Genomic DNA, 24,493 nt, shown 5'->3' with positions numbered 1-24,493 from the left:
TGTCCCGAAGTCCCTTTCACAGCTAGGAGAACCCCGGCCATGCCCCCCGCAGCCCGCACGGGCGACAGCACCGCCCACGGCGGTCTCATCGGCACCCCGCCCCCGGGTGCGGTGGCCGTGGCCACCGTGTTCATCGGCGGCCGGCCGGCGGCCGTCACCGGGAGCCTCCATGTGTGCGTCATCCCCCCGCACGCCCTGCTCGGGCCGGGCAACGTGATCATGCCCAACCCGGCCGGCGCGCTCACCGGGCAGGTGCTCATCGGCGGGCTCCCCGCCGCCCGGATGACGGACAGGACCAGCTGCGGCGCGCCCATCATCACCGGTGCGCCGAACGTCCTGATCGGGGGCCCGATGTGAGCGGCGGCGGATTCATCGGGCGCGGCTGGGGCTTCCCGCTGCGGGTCGGGCCGACGGGCGGGATCGCGCTGGTCGAGCGGGACCGGGAGATCGAGGAGGCGATAAGCCTGATCCTCGGCACCGCGCCGGGCGAGCGGCCGATGCGCCCGGAGTTCGGCTGCGGCATCCACGACTACGTCTTCGCACCCGGCGACGGGGCGACGGCCGGCCGGATCGCCCAGGAGGTCCGCACCTCGCTGGAGCGGTGGGAGCCGCGCATCGAGGTGACGGACGTGGTGATCGCGTTCGACGCCATCGAGGAGGGCACGCTCTACATCGACGTGCACTACACCGTGCGGGCCACCAACGACCTGCGCAACCTCGTCTTTCCCTTCTACACCATCCCGTCGTCGGAGGGCTCTGCCGAGAGCTCGTCCCAGGCCGCTCGGGAAGCGGGAGTGCGCTGATGGCCCTGCCTTCGCCCAATCTGGACGACCGGCGTTTCCAGCAGCTCGTCGACGAGGCCAAGCGGTACGTCCAGCAGCGCTCCCCCGAGTGGACCGACCACAACGTGTCGGACCCCGGGGTCACGCTGATCGAGACGTTCGCGTACCTGGTCGACCAGTTGCTGTACCGGCTGAACCGGGTGCCGGACAAGAACTACGCGGCCTTCCTCGATCTGCTGGGCGTGACCCTGTTCCCGCCGGCCGTGGCGCGGGCCGAGATCGACTTCTGGCTGTCCGCGCCGCAGCCGGAGACCGTGCACCTCCTCGCGGGCACCGAGGTCGCCACCGCGCGCGGGGAGGCCGAGGAGCCCGTGGTGTTCTCCACCGCCGACGACCTGCCCATCGTGCCGAGTTCGCTGGTCCGGCTGGTCACCGCGCCGGTGTCCGGCGAGCAGACGGACCGGACGGGACCGCTCGGCGCGGGCAAGGACATCCCGTGCTTCCAGGCCCGGCCCGAACCCGGCGACGCCCTGCTGTTCGGGCTGCCGACGGCCGTGCCCCGGTGCATCGTCGCCGTCCGCCTCGACAGCCGGGTGGAGGGCGTGGGCGTCGACCCGCGTCAGCCGCCGCTGGTGTGGGAGGCGTGGGACGGGGCCCGCTGGGTGACGTGCGCGACCGGCACCGACAGCACCGGCGGGCTGAACAGGCCCGGCGAGGTCATCGTGTTCGTCCCGGCCGGGCACACCCCCTCCGTCGTGGCGGGGACGCGGGCCGGGTGGCTGCGCTGCCGGGTCACCGCCCCGGAGCCGGGCCAGCCGTTCTACTCGGAGTCGCCGACGATCCGGGAGGCCGAGGTGTTCACGGTCGGCGGCACGGCGGCGGCGGAGCACGCGGAGACCGTCCTCGACGTGCCCCTGGGGGTGTCCGAGGGCGTCGCCGGGCAGCGGTTCTCGGTGAGCCGGGCGCCGCTGCTGCTGGACGGGGAGCCCCCGGTCGTCCAGGTGTCGACGGACGAGGGCTGGCAGGTGTGGACCCCGGTCGAGCACTTCGGCGCGTCCGGCCCCGGTGACCGGCACGTCCGGATCGACGCCGTCGCCGGGGAGTTCGCGTTCCCGCCGGAGGTGCGGGAGCCGGACGGCACGATGCGCGCGTACGGGGCGGTGCCGGAGAAGGGCGCCCAGCTCCGCGTCCCGCGATACCGGACGGGCGGCGGGGCGGCGGGGAACGTCGCTCGGGGCGCGATCTCCGTGCTGCGCAGTTCGGTGCCGTACGTCGCGGGCGTGAACAACCGTGAGGCGGCGACCGGCGGCGTCGACGGGGAGACCGTGGAGAACGCGAAGGTCCGCGCGCCCAACATCCTGCGGGTGCAGGAGCGGGCGGTGACGGCCGAGGACTACGAGGTCATCGCCCGGGAGGCCGCCCCGTCGCTGCGCCGGGTGCGGTGCCTGCCGGCCGTGGCGGGCGAGGCCGGTGCGGTACGGGTCCTGGTGGTGCCCGACGCGACGCCCGACGAGGACGGCCGGCTGCGGTTCGAGCAGCTGATCCCCTCGGACCCGGTGCTCGCGGCGGTCACCGAGCGGCTCGACGAGCGGCGGCTTGTCGGCACCCGGCTGCTCGTGGAACCCCCCGCCTACCAGGGCGTCACGGTCGTCGCCCGGCTGGTGGCCGCGCCCGGTGACGTGGACCGGGTCCGGGTGGAGGCGCTGGAGGCGCTGTTCCGGCACATCGACCCCCTGCGGGGCGGGGCGGACGGCCAGGGGTGGCCGTTCGGCAGACCCGTGCAGTACGGGGAGGTCTTCGCCGTGCTCCAGCGCGTGGAGGGGGCCGGTCTGGTGGAGGACGTCCGGCTGTTCCCGGCGGACCCGATCACCGGGCGGCGCGGCGCGGCGGTGGACCATGTCGACGTGGCTCCCGGGGCGTTGGTCTTCTCGCACCAGCACCAGGTGGTGGTCACCGCGAACGGGGCCGGTGAGGGCGTATGACGCGGGCCGCGATACCCGGGCTGCCGAGCCGCTACCCGATCGGCGAGCTGCTGCCCGCCCTGTACGCGGACGACGACCTGGCCCAGCGGTTCACGGCGGGCCTGGACACGGTGCTGGCCCCGGTCCTGTCCACCCTGGACAACCTGCCCGCCTACTTCGACCCGTCGCTGGCCCCGGCCGACTTCCTGCCGTGGCTGGCGTCCTGGGTGGGCGTCGAGGCCGATCCCGCGTGGCCGGTCGAGCTGCGCCGGGCGGTCGTCGCCCGCGCCGTGGAACTGCACCGGTGGCGCGGCACCCGGCGGGGTCTCGTCGAGCGGCTGCGGCTCTGCTGCGGTGTGCACGCGGATGTCCGGGACGGCGGGGGCGCCACCTGGTCGGCCGAGCCGGGCGCGGCTCTCCCCCCGCCGCCGACCGGTGAACTGCTCGTCCGGGTCTGGCCGGTGCGCGAGGGCGTCGCGGTGGACGCCCGCCGCGTCCTGGACGTCGCCACCGCCTCGTGCCCCGTCCACCTCACCTGCCGGGTGGAGGTCCTGCCGGGCCCGCCCGGAGAGCCCGAACAGACAGGAAGCTGACGTGATGCGTTCGTGCCCGGCGTGCGGTACGGCCAACGGCGAGAGTGACGACTTCTGCGGCAACTGCGGCGGCTACCTGGGCTGGTCCTCCCAGCCGGCGCGGCCGAAGCGAGCGATGGCCCCGGAGCCGGAGCCGGAGCCAGAGCCGGAGCCGGAGCCGGAGCCGGAGCCGGAGCCGGCTGCTGCGGCGGATCCACCAGTGGCGGAGGCCGGATCCGGACCCGCGCCGATCCCGGCCCCGGCCCCGGCCCCGATCCCGGATCCGGCCGGACCGCCCACGCAACCGCGGCCGCAGCCCGCAACGGACCCGGGTCGGCCCTCCCCCGCGCCCGCCCCCGACGCGGCGGAGCGGCCCGAACAGCCGCCGCGCTCCGGACCGGCGCCCTCGGAACGCCCCGAGCCGTCGGCGCGCCCCGCCCCCGCGCGCCCTGAACAACCGCCGGAGCCGCCCCGGTCCGCTCCCTCGCCCGGGCGTCCCGCGACGCCTCCCGCTCCCGCGCCCACCCCCGTACCGCCGCAGCCCACCGCGCCCCCGGCGCACCCCGTGCCGGCGACTCCGCCCGTGCCTCCGGCCCGGCCCGCCCCCGCCCCCGTACGCCCCGGAATCCCGGAATCCGCAGCGGTCGCCGCACCGGCCTCCCGGAATGCGTCCGACGGGGACGGGGGAGACGAACCCATCGGGGCGGTACGGCCGGCCAAGCCCGTGGCCCGGCGGCCCGTCGTGCGGCCGGTGGAGGCGGACGAGACGCCGGACGGTCCGCCCTGCCCGGCCTGCGGCACACCGAACCTGCCGGGGAGGCAGTTCTGTCGGCGGTGCGCCGCTCCGCTCCGGACCCGGGAACAGCCCGCCGCCCTGCCGTGGTGGCGCACCGTGTGGCCGTTCCGCCGCCGGGTGCGCGGCGGTTCGGGCCGGGCGCTGCGGCGGACGCTGCTGATCCTGGTCGTGGCCGGGCTGCTGATGGCGGGCTTCCTGTTCTTCCCGCTCGGCCGCTACGTCTACGAGGACGTCCGGGACAAGCTCGGCGGCACGCGGGAGATCAGCCCCACCGGGGTGACCGCCAGTGCCTCGGCTCCCGGTCACCCGGCGAGCGCGGCCATCGACACCCTGACGAACAAGTACTGGGGCGCCCCCGCGCTCGGCGCGTCGCTGACCGCCTCGTTCCGGACGCCGTTCCGGCTGGTCGGCGTCGTGGTGTACACCGGTGTGTCGAAGGAGCCGCAGGAGTTCCGGCGGGGCGCGCGGCCGACCCGGGCGGAGCTGATCGTCACCACGAAGGACGACAAGGTGCACAAGAAGACGGTGACCCTCAACGACAAGCCCGGCAAGCAGGAGACACGGATGGGCATCAGCGACGTCGTCTCCGTGGAGCTGGTGCTGCGGGAGGCCACCGGCCAGGGCGAGGGGCGGCCGATCGCGGTCGGCGAGGTCGAGTTCTTCAAGCGCACCTGAGCAGGCGCGCCCGAGCGGTAGGCAGGCGCGCACCGAGCCGGAGGGCGTCACTCAGTCCCGTCGCACGACACTCCCGACACTGCCGCACCGAGGATTCCGCGAGGTCACCAACTGCCCAGTAGCGATCAGAGAGTTATTGACGATCAAACATTTTCGGTCACACATGGCTTCCCTCCGCACCCCCACCCGGGGTTGACTGGGCACTACACATGGTGACGCGCCCGCCCACCGGCTCGCCGACCCTGCCCCGGCGCGCCGGGCTCCCGGCGGAGGAAGGAGGAGAGTGATGGCCCTCCCACCTCGCACATCGCCCCGCCGCCCGGCCCCCCGGTTCTCGGCCGCCGCCTCCCAACGGGCCCGTCCCCTTGCCCGATCACCCGGAATGCGTCGTTCACATCGTCCGCCCGTATTCATCAGACGAGGGGCTGCAATGAGCCAGATCACGTTACCGGCGTTTCACATGCCGTTCCAGAGTGCTGGATGCCATCCAGGCCAGGCGGAAACCCGCGGGGCAGCCTGGGAATGGGCCGAATCCGAAGGGCTCCACCTGTCCCTTCCGGCCCGGAAGAAAATGATCCGGACGCGCCCGGAACTATGGATTTCGCTCATCTTCCCGCAGGCCACTCAGGAGCATCTCGACCTCTTCTGTCAATGGCTCTTCTGGGCCTTCCTGGTGGATGACGAGTTCGACGACGGCCCGGCCGGACGCAATCCCCTGATGTGCGAGACGGCGATCACCCGCCTGGTGGACGTCCTCGACGGGGCCGCACCGAGCGGGCCGATGGAGCGGGCGCTCGCCGGGCTGCGGGACCGTACCTGCCGCGGCCGGTCGCCGCAGTGGAACCGGCAGTTCCGGAGGGATACCGCCGCCTGGCTGTGGACGTACTACGCCGAGGCCGTCGAGCGCGCCGCCGGACAGGTGCCGAGCCGGGCAGAGTTCGCCAAGCACCGGCGGGATTCAGTCGCCATGCAGCCCTTTCTCTGCCTGCACGAGATCACCGCCGGAATCGACCTCCCGGATTCCGCCCGGAGCCTGCCCGCGTATATCGCCCTACGGAACGCGGTCACCGATCATTCCGGGCTCTGCAACGACATCTGCTCCTTCGAGAAGGAAGCCGCTCTCGGGTACGAGCACAACGCCGTACGGCTGATTCAGCTCGACCGGGGATGCACCCTCCAGGAAGCGGTCGACGAGGCAGGTATCCAACTGGCCCGGATAGCGGAGCGGGTGCAGCGGGCGGAAAGGGAACTGATCGAGGAGATCGAGGCGGCGGGCATCGGCGGCCCGACCCGGGCGGCCCTGGAGCGCTGCATCCAGGACTACCGGGGACTCGTACGGGGTGACTTCGACTACCACGCGCGCGCCGAGCGCTACACCCGCCCGGATCTGGTGGAGCTGGACGAACGGGACTCGCTGTCCCAGCACTTCGCCGCCTGAGCGCCCCGCCCGCGACGATCGCCTCCGCCCCGCCATTCGGCCCGGACGTCTCCTGCCGGACGACGGCAGGGTGGAGTGGGATCCGGTCCGATCGCATGGAAGACTGAGGCCCGCAAGCGTGTCCCGGGTCGCCCCACCGGCCGGGCCGACGGAGACGTCGTGCCCCCGGTCAGCGACTGACCGGCCGGAATGCCCTGCCTTCCAGCCAGCGCCGTCCCCGGGGAATCACACGTGAGAGCACAGCGAAGAGTTTGGACCACGGCCGCCGTCACGACGGCGGCCGTGGCGGGTGTCCTGGTCTTCCAGGGTGTGACCGGCACCTCCGAAGCCGACCGCGACGGGCGGGCGGCGGACGCCAAGTCCGCCCCGGTGAAGGCCGATGTCCACAGGACCGCGCTGAAGACCTCGCCCGACGGCGGTACCGCGTCGCTCGCGCGGCGCGACGCCGAACCGTTCAGCCTGCTCGGCGTCACCTGGACCGATCCCGCCGCCCGGGTGACGGGAAGCGTCGAGGCCCGCACCCGCTCCGCCGCCACCGGCGAATGGACCGGCTGGCTGCCCCTGGACACCGAGATCGACGGCCGCACCGAGACCGGCCGGTCCGGCGTCCGCGGCACCACCGAACCCCGCTGGGTCGGCCCCTCCAACGGCGTCGAGGTCCGCGTCCGCGCCGGTGACGGCACCCGGGCCGGACTGCCCGACGGACTGCGGCTCGACACGGTCGACCCGGGCGGCGACACCACCCCGCTCGCCGCCGAACCGGCCGCGTTCAGCATCGAGGAGACCCCCTCCGAGGAGCCCACGCCCGGCGAGGAGCCCCCGGTCACCCCGCCCGCGGAGGAGCCGGTCGAGGAGCCCACGGACGAGCCTTCGCCCACCCCGACCACGGAGACGCCGGAGCCGCCGAGCCCCACGCCGAGCCCGAGCACCGAGTCCCCGACGCCGTCCGCTTCACCGACGACGCCCACCGGCTCCCCGTCCCCGACGCTCCCGCCCGTCCCGCCGTCCACCGTTCCCCAGCCGCCGATCGTCTCCCGGGCGGCCTGGAAGGCCGACGAGTCGCTCAGCACCGAGGCGCCCGACTACCTGGACGGGGTCAAGGCCGTCTTCGTCCACCACACGGCGCAGACGAACGCGTACTCCTGCGCCGACTCGGCGGCCATCGTGCGCGGTCTGCACACGTACCACGTGAAGTCGAACGGCTGGAAGGACCTCGGCTACAACTTCATCGTCGACAAGTGCGGCACGGTCTTCGAGGGCCGCAAGGGCGGTGTGGACCGGCCCGTCATGGGAGCGCACACCTACGGGTTCAACCGGGACACTGCCGGTATCGCCGTGATCGGCATGTACACCGACACCAAGGCCGCCACCGCCGCGACCACCTCCGTCGCCCGCGTCGCCGCGTGGAAGCTCGGCCAGTACAAGGGCGACCCGGCCGGTTCCGTCCAGCTCACCGCGGGGGCCAACGGCAAGAACATGGCCCACAAGAACTTCGTCGCCGGCCAGCAGTACGCCTTCCCCCGGATCTCCGGGCACCGGGACGGGTTCGCCACCGAGTGCCCCGGGCTCTCCCTCTACCAGCAGCTCCCGGCCATCCGCGCCCTGGCCGCCGGACCCGTCACCGGTCTCGCCATCTCCTCGGTGACCGGGGCGAGCGCCTCCGGCTCCACGTACTACACCCGGTCGAAGATCACCGTCGGGTGGAAGGCGGCCACGCCCTCCTCCTTCGTCAAGGGATACGAACTGCTCGTCGGCGGAAAGCCGGTGGCCACGGTCAAGGGCAACGTCACCTCGGCCCCGGCCACCCTCCCCGCCGGCAAGCACTCCGTGCACGTCCGGGCCACCCACCAGTCGGGGAAGACCTCCCTGTCGCCGGTCGCGACCGTGGTCGCCGACACCGCACCGCCGGTCTTCTCCACCAAGCCGGCCCTCGCCCTGCGCTCCGGCACGGTGAACGCCACCTCGGTCCCGCTCACCCTGAAGTGGAAGGCCACCGACGCCGCCTCCCTCAAGGAGGTCAGGCTGACCGCCCCCGTCGCGAAGACCTACGGCCCGACCACGGGCAGCGCCTCGCACACCGCGAAGCCCGCCAAGGCGACCGCCTGGAAGATGACGGCGTACGACCGCGCGGGCAACACGGCCGCCGCCTCGGTCTCCGGCACCCCGGTGATCCTCCAGGAGTCCGCCGCCAAGAAGGGCGGCAAGTGGACCACGAAGTCCTCCGGCAGCTACCTGGGCGGCAAGTCGTACTCCAGCAGCGCCAAGGGCGCGAGTCTGACCTGGACGTTCACCGGCCGGTCAGCCGCCTGGGTGGTGTCGCGGGCCGCCACTTCGGGGCAGGCATACGTCTACGTCGACGGGAAGAAGGCCGCCACGGTGGACCTGAAGTCCTCGGCCACCAAGTACCGGCAGGCGATCTGGACGAAGTCCTGGTCCTCCAGCGCCAAGCACACGGTCAAGATCGTGGTCGTCGGCACGAAGGGCCGCCCGACGCTGACCACGGACGGGTTGGTCTACCTGAAGTAGCCGCCCGGACCACCGCACCGCGAGAAGGGTGGGCACGCACCATGTCCGACATCGTGGCGGGGGCTCGCCCCCAGGCGCGGACCGTGCACGGCACCGTGCGCGGTGCGGTGGAGCGGGGCGTCGCGGTCTTCCGCGGCATCCCGTACGGGGCCCCGCCGGTGGGCGCGCGCAGGTTCCGCGCGCCCGGCCCCCCGGAGCCGTGGACGGGGGTGCGCGAGACCGTGGCGTACGGCCCGACGGCCCCCAAACGGCCCTACGCCCCACCGTTGGACCGGCTGCTGCCGGATCCGGCGGTGCCGGGCGACGCCTGTCTGAACCTGAACGTGTGGACGCCTTCGCCGGAGCGGGGTACGGCCGGGCTGCCGGTGCTCGTGTGGATCCACGGGGGTTCGCTGGTGCACGGCTCCTCGGCGGTGCCGGTGTACGACGGGTCCGCGTTCGCCCGGGACGGGGTGGTCCTCGTCTCGGTCAACTACCGCCTGGGCGTCGAGGGCTTCGGCGTCTTCCCGGACGCGCCCGCCAACCGGGGGCTCCTGGACCAACTGGCCGCCCTGGAGTGGGTGCGCGACAACATCGCGGCCTTCGGCGGGGACCCGGACCGGGTGACGGTGGCCGGGGAGTCGGCGGGGGCGGTCGGCATCGCCGCCCTGCTGGCCTCGCCCCGGTCGGCGGGGCTGCTGCGGCGGGCGGTGCTCCAGAGCGGGGCGCCCGCCGCGCTGCCGCCCGCCGCCGCGCGCGGGACGACCGAGCTGATCGCGAAGCGGCTCGGGGTCCCCGCGACGGCCGCCGCGCTGGCCGCCGTGGACCCGGAGGCGCTGCTCACCGCGCAGACCGAGGTCACCGGCGGCGGGAACCCGCTGACCGGCCGCAACTCCTTCCCGCTGGTCGTGGACGGCGAACTGCTGCCGCACGACCCCGTGGAGGCGCTGCACGCGGGGGCGTCCGCCGGGATCGACCTGCTGCTGGGGACGAACACCGAGGAGTACCGGCTCTGGTTCGTGCCCGGCGGGCTCACCGAGAGGATCAGCGCGCTGCGGCTCCGCCTCGCCCTGCTGAAGTTCAAGGTGCCGGGGGCCACGGCCCGCGTCTACCGCGCCAACCGCCCGGACGCCACCCCCGGTGAGATCCTCGGCGCGCTCGCGACGGACCTGCTGCTGCGGGTCCCGCTCAACCGGCTGGCCGACGCCCGGACGGACGCGCCCGGCGCCACGTACGTGTACGAGTTCGGCTGGCCCACCCCCGTACAGCGCCTCGGCGCCTGTCACGCGCTGGAGCTGGGCTTCGTCTTCGACACGCTCGCCCACCCCGACACCATGGCCCTGACGGGACCGGACGCCCCGCAGGAGCTGGCGGACGCGATGCACCGGGCCTGGGTGGACTTCGCGACGGGCGGGGATCCGGGGTGGCCGTCCTGGGACGCACGGCGGCCCGTGACGGTCTTCGGCCCGGGCGCACCGGAGCTGGTCCTGGCCCCGCGCGACGACGAGTTGCGCGGCTGGCAGCCGTACAGGCGCTGAGGCCGCACGGAGACCCCTACGGAACGGGCCGGGGGTCAGCGCTGCCGCGCCGCGTCCGCGGGTGGGGCGCTCAGGCGCAGCCGGGTGAGGACGGCGGGGCGGGAGAGACCGGGCATGATCAGGGCCCACATGGCGCTGACCTGCTGGTGCAGGGCGTCGCGCTCGTCGAGGGCGAGCGCGAGGAGCTGCACTCCGCTGTAGCAGCCGACGATGGTCCGGGACGCCTCCTCCGGGGTGACGTGGTCCTGGAGTTCGTCGGCGGCACGCGCGGATTCGAGGACGGCGGTGACGGCCCCGAGCGGGCCCGCGTAGCTCTCGGCGGTCAGGTAGGGGCCCGGTTCGATCGACAGGCGCACGGCGGCCCGCAGGACGGGGTCCTCCAGGATGCCGGCGGTGTAGAGGTGGCTGATGTCGATCAGCGCCTGGAGCCAGACCTTGGGTGCCGGGCCCGCATCCGCCTGCTCGGAGATCTGCTGGAAGAACGCGTGCTGGCGGTCCAGGATCGCGTTGCCGAGCTGCTCCTTGCCCTCGAAGTGGTGGTGGAAGACGCCGCGGGAGACTCCGGCCCGGCGCAGGATCTCCGGGGTCGACGCACCGGCGTACCCGGCCCGGTCGATCACGAATCCGGCTGCCTCGACGAGCCGCCGGACCGTCTGCTCGCCGCGGTCTTGGCTCTCCCCGTGCTCCTGCATCGCCGTGACGCCTCCCTCGGTCGCCTCCGACGCTACCCGGGGGCACGGCGACACGCTCCCCGGTACACGGCCGGATGTCAGGCATCCGTCCCTTTCAGGACCGCAGGGAGATCCAGTGCGGGTCGGGGACGACGGTGAGGATCGCCGAGACCACCACGACCAGGCCCAGTACGACCTGCTCCCGGCGGGCCAGCCGGTGGGCGACCGACGGGTCGGTGTCCCGGAGCATCCGCCGCCGGGCCGCCACCGCCAGCACGCTGACCACGGCCATCAGCGCCAGCTTCACCAGCAGAGTGCGCCCGTAGGCGGAGGTGAACACCACGTCCAGCGGCAGCCGGCGCAGGGTCGACGCCGTGCCGGTGGCGGCGAGGGCGACGTACAGCCAGATCGCCAGGCGCGCGTACCGGCCGAGCAGGGCTCGGGCCGCGACGGGTGAGCCGCGCCAGAGCCACATGGCGCGCAGGACGTACAGCAGGCCACCGGTCCACAGCGACGCGGCGGTCAGGTGGACGACGGTGAGGGCGGCGCCGAACTCGGGGCTGTAGGCCTCCGGGTGGGCGCGCAGGGCCTCCGCGCCGATGACGAGGGCGAGCGGGGCGAGGGCGAGGGCCGGGCGTCGGCTCGCGGCGCAGAAGGCGGCGAGGACCAGGCCGTTGGCGATGAGGAGGAGCAGTCCGCCCTCGCGGGTGCCGTAGGTCTCGGTGATCCCGAGATCGCTGACGGCGGCGAGGCGGACGATCTGCCCGGCCGCGGCGGCCGCCCCGGCGAGCGAGGCGTACACCGCCCAGCTCCGTACGGCGGTACGGGGGCGGCCCCGGACGGGCCGGATGAGTTGCGGGGCGAGGAGTTCGCCGAGGTGGAGGGCGAGCGCGGCGAACAGGACGGTGCGGAGCACGGTGGTGAGCCCCGCGCCGGGTATCCGGAGCTCCCCGGTGCCGCGGGCCACGAGGCCGGGGCCGAGCAGGGCCACGAGGAGCGCGAGGGCGCCTGCGGCGCACACCAGGAGAGGGGTGGCCCAGGAGCGTCCGGCCGGCCGCCCGGGGAATCCCCCGGGTATCCCGTCGGCGACGGGCGCGCCGTCCGTCGGCGCGGGTATGTCCGCCGCCGCGGGCGAGAGGCCGGGCCCGGTCGGCGCGGCCGGGTCGGCGGGGGGTCCGGAGAACATCACGGCCCGATCCTCGCCGGTGGACAAAGACACAGCAAGCCGCGCACGGTGGGCGGGACCGCCGGAAGGCACCCGGAAAGGGCCGGAAGGGGGGCTCTTGGGACGTGTCCGGCGGCGGCCGGGCCCCGATGGACGCGGGACCGGCCGCCGCGGCGGATCAGGCCTTGTTCTGCGAGGCCCAGAACTCGTCGAAGGTCAGCAGGCCGTCGCCGTTGGCGTCGTGGGCGTTGATGATCGCCTGCGCCACCGTCTCGGTGACGAAGGGGTCGCCCAGCTGGGCCATCGCGCTCTTGTACTCGTTGGCCGTGATGAGCCCGTCGCCGTTCTTGTCGAACCGCTCGAATGCCGTCCGCGCCGACTCGATGTCCGCCACAGTTCCGCCCCTTCGTGATGCCGAATGTCAGGGGTCAGATTATCGGGCCGTCCGGGTGACATCGGCGGCCGGTCGGCCCAGCAGTTCCGTGGCCGTCACCGCGCGCAGCCCGCGGCGGCCGATCTCGGCGAGCAGCAGCGGCAGCGCGTCGACGGTGACCGGCCGGCCGAGACTCAGCTCCACCACCGATCCGTTGCGCAACTCCCCCGCGACCTTCCGGGTGACGGCGGCGACGCGGGTGGCCGCGTGGTCGAGCGACTCCACGTCGCAGCCGAGGACATGGGGGTAGCCGGCCCGCTGGGCGAGGCGCTGGAGGAGCGGGGAGGCGTACGCGGTGGGCGAGGGGCGGAACCAGGCGCCGATGGACCCGGTGAGCCGGCGCAGTCGCCGGGCGCACGCGGCGATCTCCTCGTAGGCGGCGCGTTCGTCCAGGGACGCGAGGTCGAGGTGGTGCTCGGTGTGGTTGCCGATCTCGTGGCCCCCGTCGAGGATCCGGCGGGCCAGGCCGGGGTGTTCGGCGAGCCAGGCGCCGACCGCGAGCACGGTGACGCGTGCGCCGGCCTGTTCGCAGCGGGCGAGGGCGGCGTGGGCGAGCTCCGGATCGCCGCGTCCGTCGAAGGTGAGGGCGACGCGGGGCCGGTCGCGGGGGCCGTGCGCGATCCGGAAGGGCATGCCGGGGAAGCGGTGCGGGACGGGGGCGGCGGCCCGGGAGGCGGCGGGACGCGGAGTCGCGGTGGCGTCGGGGGCCGGGGTGCCGGGGGCAGCGGTGGCGGGGGCCTCGCCAGGAGGACGGGTGACGGCCACGGGTCCGGCGGCTCCGCCCGGCCCGTCGCTCCGGGCGCATCCCGCGGTGAGGACGGCGGCCAGCGCCCCGGCCCCCGCGCCCAGGGCGTCCCGGCGGCCCATCGAGGCCCTGCGTCCGTCCATGCCCGACCACCTCGCGTTCCACGGATTCCCTCGGTTCCCGGGACACAGTAGAGGCGCGATGGGCGAAATGAGCTGATTGGGCCATTCATCAGATGATCAATGAATCATTCAGGCATTGCCATAAGGATGCATGGAATGCCAGGCGAGTGACTCAGCCCACCTGCGATTCAACCGGCGAATGCCCGCTTGTTCCATAAATAGGCCGACAAGTCGCTTTGGCACCGGGGTCGCCCGTCTGCCATAGTCGGAGACACGACCCCCATTGACCCGGGCACAGGTCGTTCACAAGCGGCCGTGGACACACCCCCCATTTCACGGCCCCCGCCAGAAGCCCCCGCAGCGCCGCACCACGGCCGACCGGGGGCTTCTGCGCATCCGGCGCCAACAGGGCGCCAGGGCGGGGAGGGCGGCAGGCGGGACGGTCAGCGGTCGGAGATGCGCATCTCGAACCAGGTGGACTTACCGCGCGGCAGCAGATCCACCCCCCAGCGATCGGAGAGCTTGTCGACGAGGAAGAGCCCGCGGCCGCTGATGTCCATCTCGCGCACCGGCATCAGACACGGCAGCCCGCGCGACGGGTCGCGCACCTCGATCCGGATCCAGCCCCGGCGTTTGACCATCCGTAACCCGAAGGCACGGGCCCCGGTGTGGCGCACCGCGTTCCCCACGAGCTCGGAGACGAGGAGCACCGCGTACTCGGCGGTCTGGGGCGAGAGGCCCCACTGGCGGAGCACGACGCAGGAAGTGATGCGCCGGGCCGTGGCCGCCGACTCCGGGCGGGACGGCAGCCGGACCTCCCCCTCGGTCGGATTTCCGAACAACTCCAGCGCCTTGAACGCCTGTTCGTCATCCATGGTCGACGTCCAGCGTGCCGCGGTCGCGCTGCTGCGCGGTCGCGGCTGATCCACACCCTCCAGGCCCGCCATGCCCACCATCATGGCCGCACGGATCGCCCTCCGGGGCCGTTCCGGAGGAATCCGCACCCCGGAACAGCCCATGGCACAGAAGGCACTTGGCATATGCCTCTGGCAGAGCAATTCCCCGAACGGCCCCGCTGAGCTGCGGCGACACCCTTCCCGACGAGGGCGGCCGAGCCGAAGGCGGCACCGGGCCTTAAGGTTGCCTTAAGGCCCGGATAATCCGCTCTGACGGATGAACTCCCCGCGCGAGAACGCCCAAGCCGACTACCGGGCCACCCGTTCCGACTACCGGTCAGCCGAACGTGGCCTTGCCCGGACCTTCCTCGACGAAGCTGCGCATGCCCCGCTCGCGGTCCTCGGTGGCGAACAGACCGGAGAACCAGTTCCGCTCGATCGTGAGCCCGGTGTCGATGTCCGTCTCCAGCCCGGCGTCGATCGACTCCTTGGCCGCGCGCAGCGCCAGTGCGGGCCCCTTGGCCAGCTTGGCGGCCCAGGCGTGCGCCTGCTCGTGGACCTCGGCGGCCGGGACCACGCGGTCGACCAGACCCAGCGTCAGGGCCTCCTCGGCCTTGACCATACGGCCGGTGAAGATGAGGTCCTTGGCCCGGGAGGGGCCGATCAGCCGGGCCAGCCGCTGCGTGCCGCCCGCGCCCGGGATCAGGCCGAGGAGGATCTCCGGCTGGCCGAGCCTGGCGTTGTCCGCGGCGATCCGGAAGTCGGCGCAGAGCGCCAGCTCGCAGCCGCCGCCGAGCGCGTAGCCGGTGACGGCGGCGACGACCGGCTTGGGGATGCGGGCGACGGCGGTGAAGGCGTCCTGGAGGCCCTTGGACCTCAGGACCATCGCCGTGTGGTCCATCGCCTGCATCTCCTTGATGTCCGCGCCCGCCGCGAACACCTTCTCGCCGCCGTAGAGGATCACGGCGCGCACGTCCTCGCGCCGGGTCGCCTCCTCGGCCAGCTCCCGCAGCCGGTCCTGGATCGCCACGTCCAGGGCGTTCATGGGCGGCCGGTCCAGGAGGATCGTGCCGACGCCGTCGCGTACTTCGAGGGTCACAGTCATGGAGGCAGGTTAACCACTGCTAACCCCGGCGGGCCCGGTGCCGTTGGTCACAGCACCGGGCCCGCCGGGTCGATCGGGTAGCGGAGGGAAGGCCTACTTCTTCCACTCCTCCCAGTCCATGTTCCAGCCGTTGAGGCCGTTGTCGGGCTGGATGGTCTTGTCGTGGGAGTTCTTCACGATGACCACGTCGCCGATCAGCGACTTGTCGTAGAACCAGGCCGCGGGCGTCTGGTTGTCGTAGCCGCCGCGCACATCCCGCAGACCGACGCAGCCGTGGCTGGTGTTGCTGTTGCCGAAGATGGAGGACGCGCCCCAGTAGTTGCCGTGCAGGAAGGTGCCCGACGTGGACAGCCGCATGGCGTGCGGCACGTCCTTGATGTCGTACTCGCCGCCGAAGCCGACGGTGTCGCCGTTCATCCGGGTCACCTTGAGCTTCTCGCTGATGACCATCTGCCCGTTGTACGTGGTCGTCGCCGGGGCGCCCGCGGAGATCGGGATGTCCTTGATCTGCTTGCCGTCGCGGACCACCTTCATCCGCTTCGCGCTCGCGTCGACGGTGGAGACCTGGCTGCGGCCGATGGTGAACGACACCTTCTTGGCCTGCTTGCCGTAGACGCCCGGCCGGCCCTCGACGCCGTCGAGGTTGAGGTCGACGGTCACCTTGGTGCCCGCCGCCCAGTACTTCTCCGGACGGAAGTCGAGACGGTCGTTCCCGAACCAGTGGCCCTCGATCTCGACGGCCGGCTCGGCCGTCACCTTGATCGCCCGCTCCACCGCGTCGGGGTCGGTGATGCCCCGGGTGAAGTTGATGGAGACCGGCATGCCGACCCCGACGGTCGAGCCGTCCTCCGGCGTGTAGTGCCCGATGAAGGTGTTCGCCGGAACGAGCGTGGTGAAGGTGGTGTCCTTCGCCGACTCACGTCCCTCCCCGTCCTTCGCCACCGCGTGCACCGCGTACTTCGTGGCGGCCGCGAGGTGCCGCTCGGGCGTCCAGCTCGCGCCGTCGGCCGCGATCTCGCCCTCGATCTCGTTGCCCTTGGGGTCGGAGACCTTCACCGTGGTCAGCTTGCCCTGCGTGGCGCCGATCTTCAGTGCGCCGCTGGTCGCCACGGACTCCGCGCCGTCCTTGGGCGCGATGGTCACCACCGCCTGCGAGGCGGTCGTGTCCTCCTTCTTCGCGCTGCCCGCCGGCCCCTTCCCGTCCCCCGCGCCGGTGTCACCGCCGCCGCACGCCGTCACCAGCAACAGCAGTGCCCCCAGAACCAGGGCCGGAAGCCCCGGCCCGCCGCGCCGCTTCCCGCTCGCCCCGGCCGATGCCCCCGATATCGGCTGCCCGTTCACTGTGGTCGTCTCCCCTCGCACGGCCCGGCTCCCGCCATGGCCCGCACCCCCGCGCGCCGAACATGCGCGCCGCCGCAAGATAATCACACCGCGAGCGGGGTGAACTCCCTCCGGAATGTCACCGTTCCGTACCAGTGGTCCGGGGAGCTGCGCAGGTGGCGCGGGGTGCCGGGGCGGAGCAGCGGGGTGCGGGCGCGACGTGACGGGGGCCGGGGTCTCGGCGCGCGGGGCGGAGCGCGACGGGGCCCGGGGCTCAGCGCAGGGCGGAGCCGGCCTTCCACTTCTTCCAGCCGAGGTTCCAGCCGCTGAGCCCGTTGTCCGGTGCGACCTTCTTGTCCTTCGAGTTGACCACCTCGACCACGTCGCCGATGAGGGTCCGGTCGAAGAACCAGCCGCCGGGCGTGGAGCCGCTGCCGCCCTTGGCGTCGCGCAGCCCGACGCAGCCGTGGCTGACGTTCTCCTCGCCGAAGACGGAGTCGTCGGCCCAGTAGTTGCCGTGCAGGAAGGTGCCGGACTCGGTGAGCCGGATCGCGTGCGGCACGTCCTTGATGTCGTACTCGCCCCTGCCCTTCTTGTCCGTGAAGCCGACCGTGGCCCCGTTCATCCGGGTCACCTCGTGCATCTCGGTGACGACCATCTTCCCGTTGTACGTCGTCGTCTTCGGGGCCCCCGCGGTGATCGGGACCGTGTCCACGAGCTCTCCGTCCCGGCGCACCTCCATGGTCTTCTCCTCCGCGTCGACCCGGGAGACCTGGGAGCGGCCGACCGTGAAGACGACGGTCTTGTCCTGGCTGCCGTAGACCCCCGGGGCGCCCTCGACGTCGCGCAGCCCGATGTCGACGGTGACCTCGGTGCCGGGCTTCCAGTACGCCTTGGGTCGGAAGTCGAGCCGGTCCTTGCCGAACCAGTGGCCGGAGACCTCCACCACCGGATCGGACGTCACCCGGATGGCCTTCTCCACCGCGGCCCGGTCGGCGATCGGGCGGTTGAAGGAGAAGGAGACGATCATGCCGGTGCCGACGGTGGAGCGGTTCTCCGGTTTGAAGTACCCGATGAAGCGGTGCTCGGGGACGAGCGTGGTGAACGTGGAGTGCCGCGCGGAGCGGCGGCCCGCCCCGTCCACGGCCACCGCGTCGATGCTGTACTTCGCCGCGAGGGCGAGCCGTCCAGCGGCCCGCTCCGGCTTCCAGGACCTCCCGTCGTCGGTGATGCGCCCGGCCACCGTCTGCTGCTGCGCGTCCTCGATCCGCCTGACCTTCACGCTTTCCAGCCGCCCGTCGGGGACCTTCACCGCGATGCGGGTCTCCTCGTCGATGTCCTCGGCGCCGTCCTCGGGGAAGACGCTGATCGCGTCGCCGGAGGGTCGCGCCTTGCCGTTGAACACGGCATCCCGGGCCTCGGTGCAGCCGGTCAGAAGGGCCAGCACCGTCAGCAGTCCTGCCCATGTCAGCACGGCGGCCGAGCCGGCCCGTGCGCTCTTCGCTGTCTGGTTCACGCTCCCCCCAACGACGAGGGCCGGTCGGGGGAAACGTGAGTGCGGGCCGTCCGGTGGGCAGAACAGAGGGGAGGACTACCCGAAGTGGCCGTGGCCGGGACGCCGCGCGCCACTCGTAGGTCCCCGTCCCACGAGCCGCGGGAGGCGACACGGTGTCCAGCGCAGCCGAGCAGGAGGCAGTACAGGACCGGGAAGCGGTGGCGGGCGCCGGGGCGGAGATCGCGGAGGCCCACCGCGCCGACGCCGCCCGGGACAGGGCAGCGTCCCCCGCCGTCTGGCCCGGGGCCCCGATGCCGCTGGGGGCCCGCTTCCGGGTCGGCCCGGACGGGGTGGCGGGGACCAACTTCGCGCTGTGGGCGGGCGGAGCGGAGGCGGTCGAGCTGTGCCTCTTCGACGAGCGGGGCGCGGAGACCCGCTGTCCGCTGACCGAGCTGACCCACGAGATCTGGCACGGCTTCGTCCCCGGGGTGCGCCCCGGTCAGCGTTACGGCTACCGGGCGCACGGCCGCTGGGACCCGTGGACGGGCGCCCGCTGGAACGCGGCGAAGCTGCTCCTGGATCCGTACGCCCGTGCGGTCGACGGGACCTTCACCCTGCCGCCCGAGGTCTACGGGCACGTACGGGACTGGCCGGACCAGCACGTGGCCGACACCGTGCGGGACGACCGGGACTCGGCGCCCTTCGTGCCCAAGGGCGTCGTCGTCCGCGACGAGGACGACTGGGTGGAGGACCGCCGCCCCAAGACCCCGTGGGCGGACTCCGTGATCTACGAGCTGCACGTGCGCGGCTTCACCAAGCTGCACCCGGACATCCCGCCCGAGCTGCGCGGTACGTACGCGGGGCTCGCGCACCCGGCCGCGATCGAGCACCTGACGCGGCTCGGGGTGAGCGCCGTCGAGCTGCTCCCGGTGCACCAGTTCGCCCACGAGGACCACCTCCTGCGGCGCGGGCTGCGCAACCACTGGGGCTACAACTCCATCGGCTACTTCGCCCCGCACGCCGACTACTCCGCCTCCGGGACGGCGGGCCAGCAGGTCGGCGAGTTCAAGCGGATGGTGCACGCGCTGCACGAGGCCGGGATCGAGGTGATCCTCGACGTCGTCTACAACCACACGGCGGAGGCGGGCGAGCTGGGCCCGATGCTGTCGCTGCGCGGCATCGACAACCGGGGCTACTACCGGCTGCGGGACGACCCGCGGCGCTACGCCGACTACACCGGCTGCGGCAACACCCTGCACGTGGTGCAGCCGCAGGTGCTGCGGCTCATCACCGACTCGCTGCGCTACTGGGTCACCGAGATGGGCGTCGACGGCTTCCGCTTCGACCTGGCGGCGGCGCTGGCGCGCTCGATGCACGACGTCGACATGCTCTCGCCGTTCCTCGCGGTGATCGCCCAGGACCCGGTGCTGCGCCGGGTCAAGCTCATCGCCGAACCGTGGGACGTGGGCAACGGCGGCTACCAGGTGGGGGCCTTCCCTCCCCTGTGGACCGAGTGGAACGACCGCTACCGCGACGCGGTGCGCGACTTCTGGCGCGGCGCGCTCCCCGACGTACGGGATCTCGGCTACCGGCTGACCGGCTCCAGCGACCTGTACGCCTGGGGCGGCCGCCGCCCGTACGCCTCGGTCAACTTCGTCACCGCGCACGACGGCTTCACCCTGCGCGACCTGGTCAGTTACGAGCAGAAGCACAACGAGGCCAACGGGGAGGGCAACCGGGACGGGACGAACGACAACCGGGCGTGGAACTGCGGGGCGGAGGGCGAGAGCGACGACCCGGCGATCAACGCGCTGCGCCGCCGTCAGCTCCGCAACCTGCTGACCACCCTGCTGCTCTCCACCGGGGTGCCGATGCTGGTGGCGGGCGACGAGATGGGCCGGACGCAGGGCGGCAACAACAACGCCTACTGCCAGGACAACGAGACCGGCTGGCTGGACTGGGCGCTGCTGGAGCAGCCGGAGTGGCGGGAGCTGACCGAGCTGACGGCCCGGGTGCTGACGCTGCGCCGGACCCATCCGGTGCTGCGGCGCCGCGCGTTCTTCTCCGGCCGCGCGCAGGCCCCGGACGGACTGCGGGACCTGGCGTGGTTCGCCCGGGACGGCCGGGAGATGACGGAGGGCGACTGGTACGCGCCGGCGGCCACGCTCGGGCTGTACCTCTCGGGCCGGGACATCCCGGGGCGGGACGCGCGGGGCGAACCGGTCACCGACGACAGCTTCCTCGCGGTCCTGCACGCGGGCGCGGAGCCGACGGTCTTCGCCCTGCCGGCAGCACCGTGGGCGGCCCGCTACGAACTGGTCCTGGACACCTCGCGGGAGGAGCAGGCCGAGGCTCCCGGCACGGTCCTGGACGGCGGTACGGAGATGGCGGTGCCGGCCCGTTCGGTGCTGCTGCTGCGGGTGACGGCGTAGGAGGGAGGGACCCGGATCAGCCGAGGATGCCCCGGTCGTAGCCGACGGCGACGGCCGCGGCCCGGTCCTTGGCGCCCAGCTTGGCGAAGACGTGGGTGAGGTGGGTCTTCACGGTCGCCTCGCTGATGAACAGTTCGGTGGCGATCTCCCGGTTGGTGGTGCCCCGCGCCACCAGGACCAGCACTTCGCGCTCGCGGGCCGACAGGGCGGCCCCGGCGGGATCGGCGGCGGGGGCGCGAACCCGGGTCATCAGCCGGGAGGCGACCGCGGGCGACAGCACGCTGCGCCCGTCGGCGGCGGCCCGGACGGCCGCGAACAGCTCCTCGCGCGGGGCGTCCTTGAGGAGGTAGCCGGTCGCGCCCGCCTCGATCGCGGGCAGGGTGTCGGAGTCGGTGTCGTACGTGGTCAGCACCAGGACCTTCGAGCGGGCGCCGCGCCGGGTCAGCTCCGCGATGGCCGCCACTCCCCCGCCGCCCGGCATCCGCAGGTCCATCAGGACGACGTCGGGGTCGAGGGCCTCGACGACCGCGAGGGCGTCCACGCCGTTCGCCGCCTCGCCGAGGACCTCGAATCCGGGTGCGGCGGCGAACATGCCCCGCAGCCCGTCCCGGACGACCGGGTGGTCATCGACGACGACGAGGCTGATGGTGCGGGCGGCGGTCTCGGTCATGACCGCACGGTACGGCGAGCCGGAGGTGTCTGGCCAGGGGCTGCCGCGGTGCTGTTCAGGGGTGCCTGACCAGGGGGACCCTGGCCGACACCGCCGTGCCGCCGCCCGGTTCCGACTCCACCTCGACCGCGCCCGCGATGCGCTCGGCGCGGGCCCGCATCCCGCCGAGGCCGAAGCCGCCGGTGCGGTCGGCCGGGGTGGCGGCGGCGGGGTCGAAGCCGCGCCCGTCGTCCCGTACGTCCAGGGTCAGTTCGTCGTCCATGAAGGACAGCGTCACCCCGACCCGGGAGGCCCCGGAGTGCCGCCCGGCGTTGGCGAGGGCTTCGCCCGCGATGCGCAGCAGGGTGGCGGCGATCTCGTCGTGGACCGGCTCCACGGTGCCGGTGACGGTGAAGTCGGCCCGTACGCGGTGCTGTTCGGCCCAGGCGGCGACGGTCTTCTTCAGCGCTCCGGCCAGTTCGTCGTGCTCCAGGGCGACGGGGGCGAGGTTGTGCACGGAGCGGCGGGCCTCGCCGAGGCTGTGGCGGGCGAGCGCGGCGGCCCGCTCCAGGTGGACGCGGGCGGTCTCCGGATCGCGGTCCGTCAGGGAGGTGACGACCTGGAGCTGGGCGATGATCCCGGTGAGTCCCTGGGCGAGGGTGTCGTGGATCTCGGCGGCGAGCCGGCGCCGCTCGTCGTCGACCCCTGCCTCGCGGGCCTGGACGAGGAGTTGGGCGTGCAGGGCCGCGTTCTGGGCCATGGCCTCCTCCAGCCGGAGGTTGGTGCGCTCCAGCTCGGCGATGGTCTCGACCTGGACGCGGGCCTTCTCCTCCTCCCGCATCCCGACGTACCAGAAGAAGAGGGCGAGGGCGGAGTTGATGAGGTACAGCGCGCCGAAGGCGACCCAGTTCATCAGCGATGCGGGCGGCAGTCCCCCGCTCTGCGAACCGGCCAGGGTGACGGCGGTGCAGAGCAGCCCGATCCGCACGGCCCGCTTGGGCAGCAGCGGTTCGACGTCGAAGTAGCCGAGGGCCGCGTAGATCGAGAAGAACGGGTTGAGCCACGACAGGGCGAAGGCGAGGACGGTCCGGGCGGCGTAGTAGGCCACCCCGGCCGGGCCGCCCCGGGCGGTACGCGGGCGGGCCCGGCCCCACCAGAGCTGGAGCCCGTACGCCGCGACGGCCAGGGCCCCGGCCGCGTACATCTCGGTACGGGTCATGATCAGGTCGGCGGCAACGCCCCCGACGAGGACGGAGAGGGTGAGGACGGCGTAGGGCCCGTACCGGTAGAACTGCTCCCAGCGCTGCTCGATCGTGCGCGGACCCGCCGCACCGGACAGGCTCGGGGGGCGGAGCGGCTGCGTCATACGGGCAGTCTCCGTCACTGCCAGCGGAAGAGTCGAGCGGCGGCGAGACCGAGCAGCGCGGTCCACAGCGCGACGACCCCGAGGTACGCCCAGCTCGGCCAGTGACCGGAGGCGGCCTGGTCGAGTGCCTGGGATGCGGCACCGAACGGGGTGACCTGCACGATGCGGCGCAGGGTGTCGGGCATCGCCTGGACGGGTACCCAGACGCCTGCGGTGAACATCATCATGAGGTAGGCGACCGAGCCGACCGCGGTGGCCGCCTTCGTCGTACGGGACAGGGCGCAGATCGTCGCGCCCAGGGCGAGCACGGCGGCGACCGCCAGCAGCAACGCCAGCGCGTAGCCCAGCAGTTGACCCGGCAGCGCGACCGCGTAGCCGACGCGGCCGACGGTGACGACCAGGAGCGCCGAGCCGAGGGCGGCGGCGCCGTGCAGGATGATCTGGGCGGCGAGGAGGGCCGAGGGCCGCACCGGGGTGGTGGACATGCGGCGCAGGATGCCGCGTTCGCGGTAGGCGGTGAGGACCGGCGGCATCGCCTGGAGCCCGGCCATGATCATGGCCAGCAGGACCGAGACGGGGACGTACAGGTCGATGACCCGGCGTCCGCCGAGGGTGTCGTCGGCCTCCTTGAACGCCGGGACGAAGCCGAGGATCACCAGGAGGGCGGTCGGGAAGACGAGGATCCAGAAGAGGCTGCCGGGTTCGCGGAGGAAGAGCCGGGTCTCGGTGAGCAGCACGGCCGCCATGGGGCCCCGCCGGCGGGCGGGCGCGGAGGCGGCGGGTGCGGCGGCCCGGGCGGTGGTGGTGTCGGGGGTCATGTCAGGCGTCCTGTCCGGTGAGGTCGAGGAAGGCTTCGTCGAGGCTGGTCTCGGTGATCCGCAGCCGCTGGGCGGTGACGCCGAGTTCGGCGAGCAGGGAGATGAGCGGGGTGATGGTGTCGTCGGTGGCGCCCAGGACGAGGACGCCGGCGGCGTCGGGCGGGGTCACCGAGGCGACCCCCGGCAGCGCGGCGAGGCGGTCGAGCTCGGGTCCGGTCGGGGTGCGGGAGGGGACGAAGGAGAGCACGGTGGAGCCGGCGGCCTGCCGGATCAGCCCGGTCGGGGTGTCCAGGGCGACGACCCTGCCCCGGTCGATGACGGCGATCCGGTCGCAGAGGCGCTGGGCCTCCTCCATGAAGTGGGTGACGAGCAGGACGGTCACCCCGTCGTCGCGGATCTCCTCGATGAGCTTCCAGGTGTCGCGGCGGGCGCGCGGGTCGAGGCCGGTGGTCAGCTCGTCGAGCACGACGACCTTCGGGTCGCCGATCAGGGCGAGGGCGATGAACAGGCGCTGTTTCTGGCCGCCGGAGAGCTTGGCGAAGCGGGTGGTGAGCCGGTCCGCCAGGCCGAGCCGGTCCGCGAGCGGCCGCCAGTCGGCGGGGGCCGGGTAGAAGGCGGTGTACAGCTCCAGCGCCTCCCGTACGGTCAGTTTGGCCTGGAGCTCGCTCTCCTGGAGCTGGGCGCCGAGCAGCCGGGTCACCCGGTCGTGGTCGGCGACGGGGTCGAGCCCGGCGACCCTGATGGTGCCCGCGTCGGGGATGCGCAGGCCCTCCACGCATTCGACGGTGGTGGTCTTGCCCGCCCCGTTGGGGCCGAGGATGCCGAAGATCTCCCCCTCGTCGACGGAGAAGGAGACGCCGTCGACCACGTCACGGCCCGCGTAGCTCTTGCGCACCCCGTTGACTTCGATGATTGCCATGCCCCCAGGGTTCCGGCGGGCGGGCGCGGGCGGTATCCGCCGTCACGCTCGACGGAGCATCAGCCGATCGGTTGACCCGGGGTACGACCG

Annotated in this window: 21 protein-coding genes; 9 read left to right on the top strand and 12 right to left on the bottom strand. The window is 73.2% G+C overall.

The window, feature by feature from the left end:
- The first annotated feature begins 39 nt into the window (after positions 1-39).
- The 8 genes from ACH4RG_RS09455 (at position 40) to ACH4RG_RS09420 (ending at position 10,267) form a co-directional block, all read left to right on the top strand.
- Positions 40-357, top strand: a complete 318-nt coding sequence (locus ACH4RG_RS09455; protein ID WP_397924218.1) for a PAAR domain-containing protein — start codon at positions 40-42, stop codon at positions 355-357.
- Complete coding sequence (locus ACH4RG_RS09450; RefSeq protein ID WP_397924220.1) at positions 354-803, top strand: GPW/gp25 family protein; 450 nt, start codon at positions 354-356, stop codon at positions 801-803. The genes ACH4RG_RS09455 and ACH4RG_RS09450 overlap by 4 nt, the downstream gene beginning before the upstream one ends.
- Positions 803-2,764 (top strand): putative baseplate assembly protein, encoded by a 1,962-nt coding sequence (locus ACH4RG_RS09445; RefSeq protein ID WP_397924222.1) that lies wholly within the window; start codon positions 803-805, stop codon positions 2,762-2,764. Before ACH4RG_RS09450 ends, ACH4RG_RS09445 begins: the two co-directional genes overlap by 1 nt.
- Complete coding sequence (locus tag ACH4RG_RS09440; protein WP_098021952.1) at positions 2,761-3,336, top strand: phage tail protein I; 576 nt, start codon at positions 2,761-2,763, stop codon at positions 3,334-3,336. Before ACH4RG_RS09445 ends, ACH4RG_RS09440 begins: the two co-directional genes overlap by 4 nt.
- 871 nt (positions 3,337-4,207) lie before the next feature.
- A complete protein-coding gene (locus ACH4RG_RS09435) occupies positions 4,208-4,786 on the top strand; it encodes an NADase-type glycan-binding domain-containing protein (RefSeq protein ID WP_397924224.1) in 579 nt (192 codons plus the stop codon).
- Positions 4,787-5,246: 460 nt separating this feature from the next.
- Positions 5,247-6,224: a terpene synthase family protein gene (locus ACH4RG_RS09430; protein WP_398539320.1), complete on the top strand. Its 978-nt coding sequence runs from the start codon at positions 5,247-5,249 to the stop codon at positions 6,222-6,224.
- Positions 6,225-6,455: 231 nt separating this feature from the next.
- Positions 6,456-8,750: a peptidoglycan recognition protein gene (locus ACH4RG_RS09425; protein ID WP_398539319.1), complete on the top strand. Its 2,295-nt coding sequence runs from the start codon at positions 6,456-6,458 to the stop codon at positions 8,748-8,750.
- A gap of 41 nt (positions 8,751-8,791) precedes the next feature.
- Positions 8,792-10,267: a carboxylesterase/lipase family protein gene (locus tag ACH4RG_RS09420; RefSeq protein WP_397924230.1), complete on the top strand. Its 1,476-nt coding sequence runs from the start codon at positions 8,792-8,794 to the stop codon at positions 10,265-10,267.
- A 35-nt stretch (positions 10,268-10,302) separates the two neighbouring features.
- Here the strand turns inward: ACH4RG_RS09420 and ACH4RG_RS09415 are convergent, their stop codons facing one another.
- From ACH4RG_RS09415 to ACH4RG_RS09380, 8 genes are all read right to left on the bottom strand, one after another.
- Positions 10,303-10,959, bottom strand: a complete 657-nt coding sequence (locus ACH4RG_RS09415; RefSeq protein WP_397924232.1) for a ScbR family autoregulator-binding transcription factor — start codon at positions 10,957-10,959, stop codon at positions 10,303-10,305.
- A 94-nt stretch (positions 10,960-11,053) separates the two neighbouring features.
- Positions 11,054-12,124: a CopD family protein gene (locus ACH4RG_RS09410; RefSeq protein WP_398539318.1), complete on the bottom strand. Its 1,071-nt coding sequence runs from the start codon at positions 12,122-12,124 to the stop codon at positions 11,054-11,056.
- 157 nt (positions 12,125-12,281) lie between these two features.
- A complete protein-coding gene (locus ACH4RG_RS09405; RefSeq protein ID WP_007457219.1) occupies positions 12,282-12,497 on the bottom strand; it encodes an EF-hand domain-containing protein in 216 nt (71 codons plus the stop codon).
- Between the two features lie 39 nt (positions 12,498-12,536).
- Positions 12,537-13,424 (bottom strand): polysaccharide deacetylase family protein, encoded by an 888-nt coding sequence (locus ACH4RG_RS09400; protein WP_398539317.1) that lies wholly within the window; start codon positions 13,422-13,424, stop codon positions 12,537-12,539.
- 422 nt (positions 13,425-13,846) lie between these two features.
- On the bottom strand, positions 13,847-14,362 hold the full coding sequence (locus ACH4RG_RS09395; RefSeq protein ID WP_397924238.1) for an ATP-binding protein: 516 nt from the start codon (positions 14,360-14,362) through the stop codon (positions 13,847-13,849).
- A 274-nt stretch (positions 14,363-14,636) separates the two neighbouring features.
- The gene (locus ACH4RG_RS09390; protein ID WP_397924240.1) at positions 14,637-15,404 is read right to left on the bottom strand and encodes an enoyl-CoA hydratase/isomerase family protein; all 768 of its coding nucleotides are present in this window, start codon (positions 15,402-15,404) and stop codon (positions 14,637-14,639) included.
- Between the two features lie 93 nt (positions 15,405-15,497).
- Entirely contained in the window at positions 15,498-16,745 is a 1,248-nt protein-coding gene (locus ACH4RG_RS09385; protein ID WP_397924242.1) for an Ig-like domain-containing protein, read from the bottom strand.
- Between the two features lie 253 nt (positions 16,746-16,998).
- Complete coding sequence (locus tag ACH4RG_RS09380) at positions 16,999-18,240, bottom strand: Ig-like domain-containing protein (protein ID WP_398539316.1); 1,242 nt, start codon at positions 18,238-18,240, stop codon at positions 16,999-17,001.
- 152 nt (positions 18,241-18,392) lie between these two features.
- On the opposite strand from ACH4RG_RS09380, the gene glgX reads away from it, so the two are divergent.
- Complete coding sequence (glgX, locus tag ACH4RG_RS09375; RefSeq protein WP_397924246.1) at positions 18,393-20,651, top strand: glycogen debranching protein GlgX; 2,259 nt, start codon at positions 18,393-18,395, stop codon at positions 20,649-20,651.
- Positions 20,652-20,667: 16 nt separating this feature from the next.
- Here glgX and ACH4RG_RS09370 read toward each other — a convergent pair whose 3' ends face one another.
- The 4 genes from ACH4RG_RS09370 to ACH4RG_RS09355 are packed head-to-tail and all read right to left on the bottom strand — an operon-like array spanning position 20,668 to position 24,403.
- Entirely contained in the window at positions 20,668-21,321 is a 654-nt protein-coding gene (locus ACH4RG_RS09370) for a response regulator (RefSeq protein WP_397928874.1), read from the bottom strand.
- Between the two features lie 55 nt (positions 21,322-21,376).
- Positions 21,377-22,666, bottom strand: a complete 1,290-nt coding sequence (locus ACH4RG_RS09365) for a sensor histidine kinase (protein WP_397924249.1) — start codon at positions 22,664-22,666, stop codon at positions 21,377-21,379.
- Positions 22,667-22,680: 14 nt separating this feature from the next.
- Complete coding sequence (locus tag ACH4RG_RS09360) at positions 22,681-23,484, bottom strand: ABC transporter permease (protein ID WP_398539315.1); 804 nt, start codon at positions 23,482-23,484, stop codon at positions 22,681-22,683.
- Between the two features lies 1 nt (position 23,485).
- Positions 23,486-24,403, bottom strand: a complete 918-nt coding sequence (locus ACH4RG_RS09355; RefSeq protein ID WP_397924253.1) for an ABC transporter ATP-binding protein — start codon at positions 24,401-24,403, stop codon at positions 23,486-23,488.
- Positions 24,404-24,493 lie beyond the last annotated feature (90 nt).

Origin of the sequence: Streptomyces sp. NPDC021019, from assembly GCF_044333295.1 — a bacterium.
GTDB lineage: Bacteria > Actinomycetota > Actinomycetes > Streptomycetales > Streptomycetaceae > Streptomyces.
This window is presented reverse-complemented; position numbering and strand designations above follow the sequence as displayed.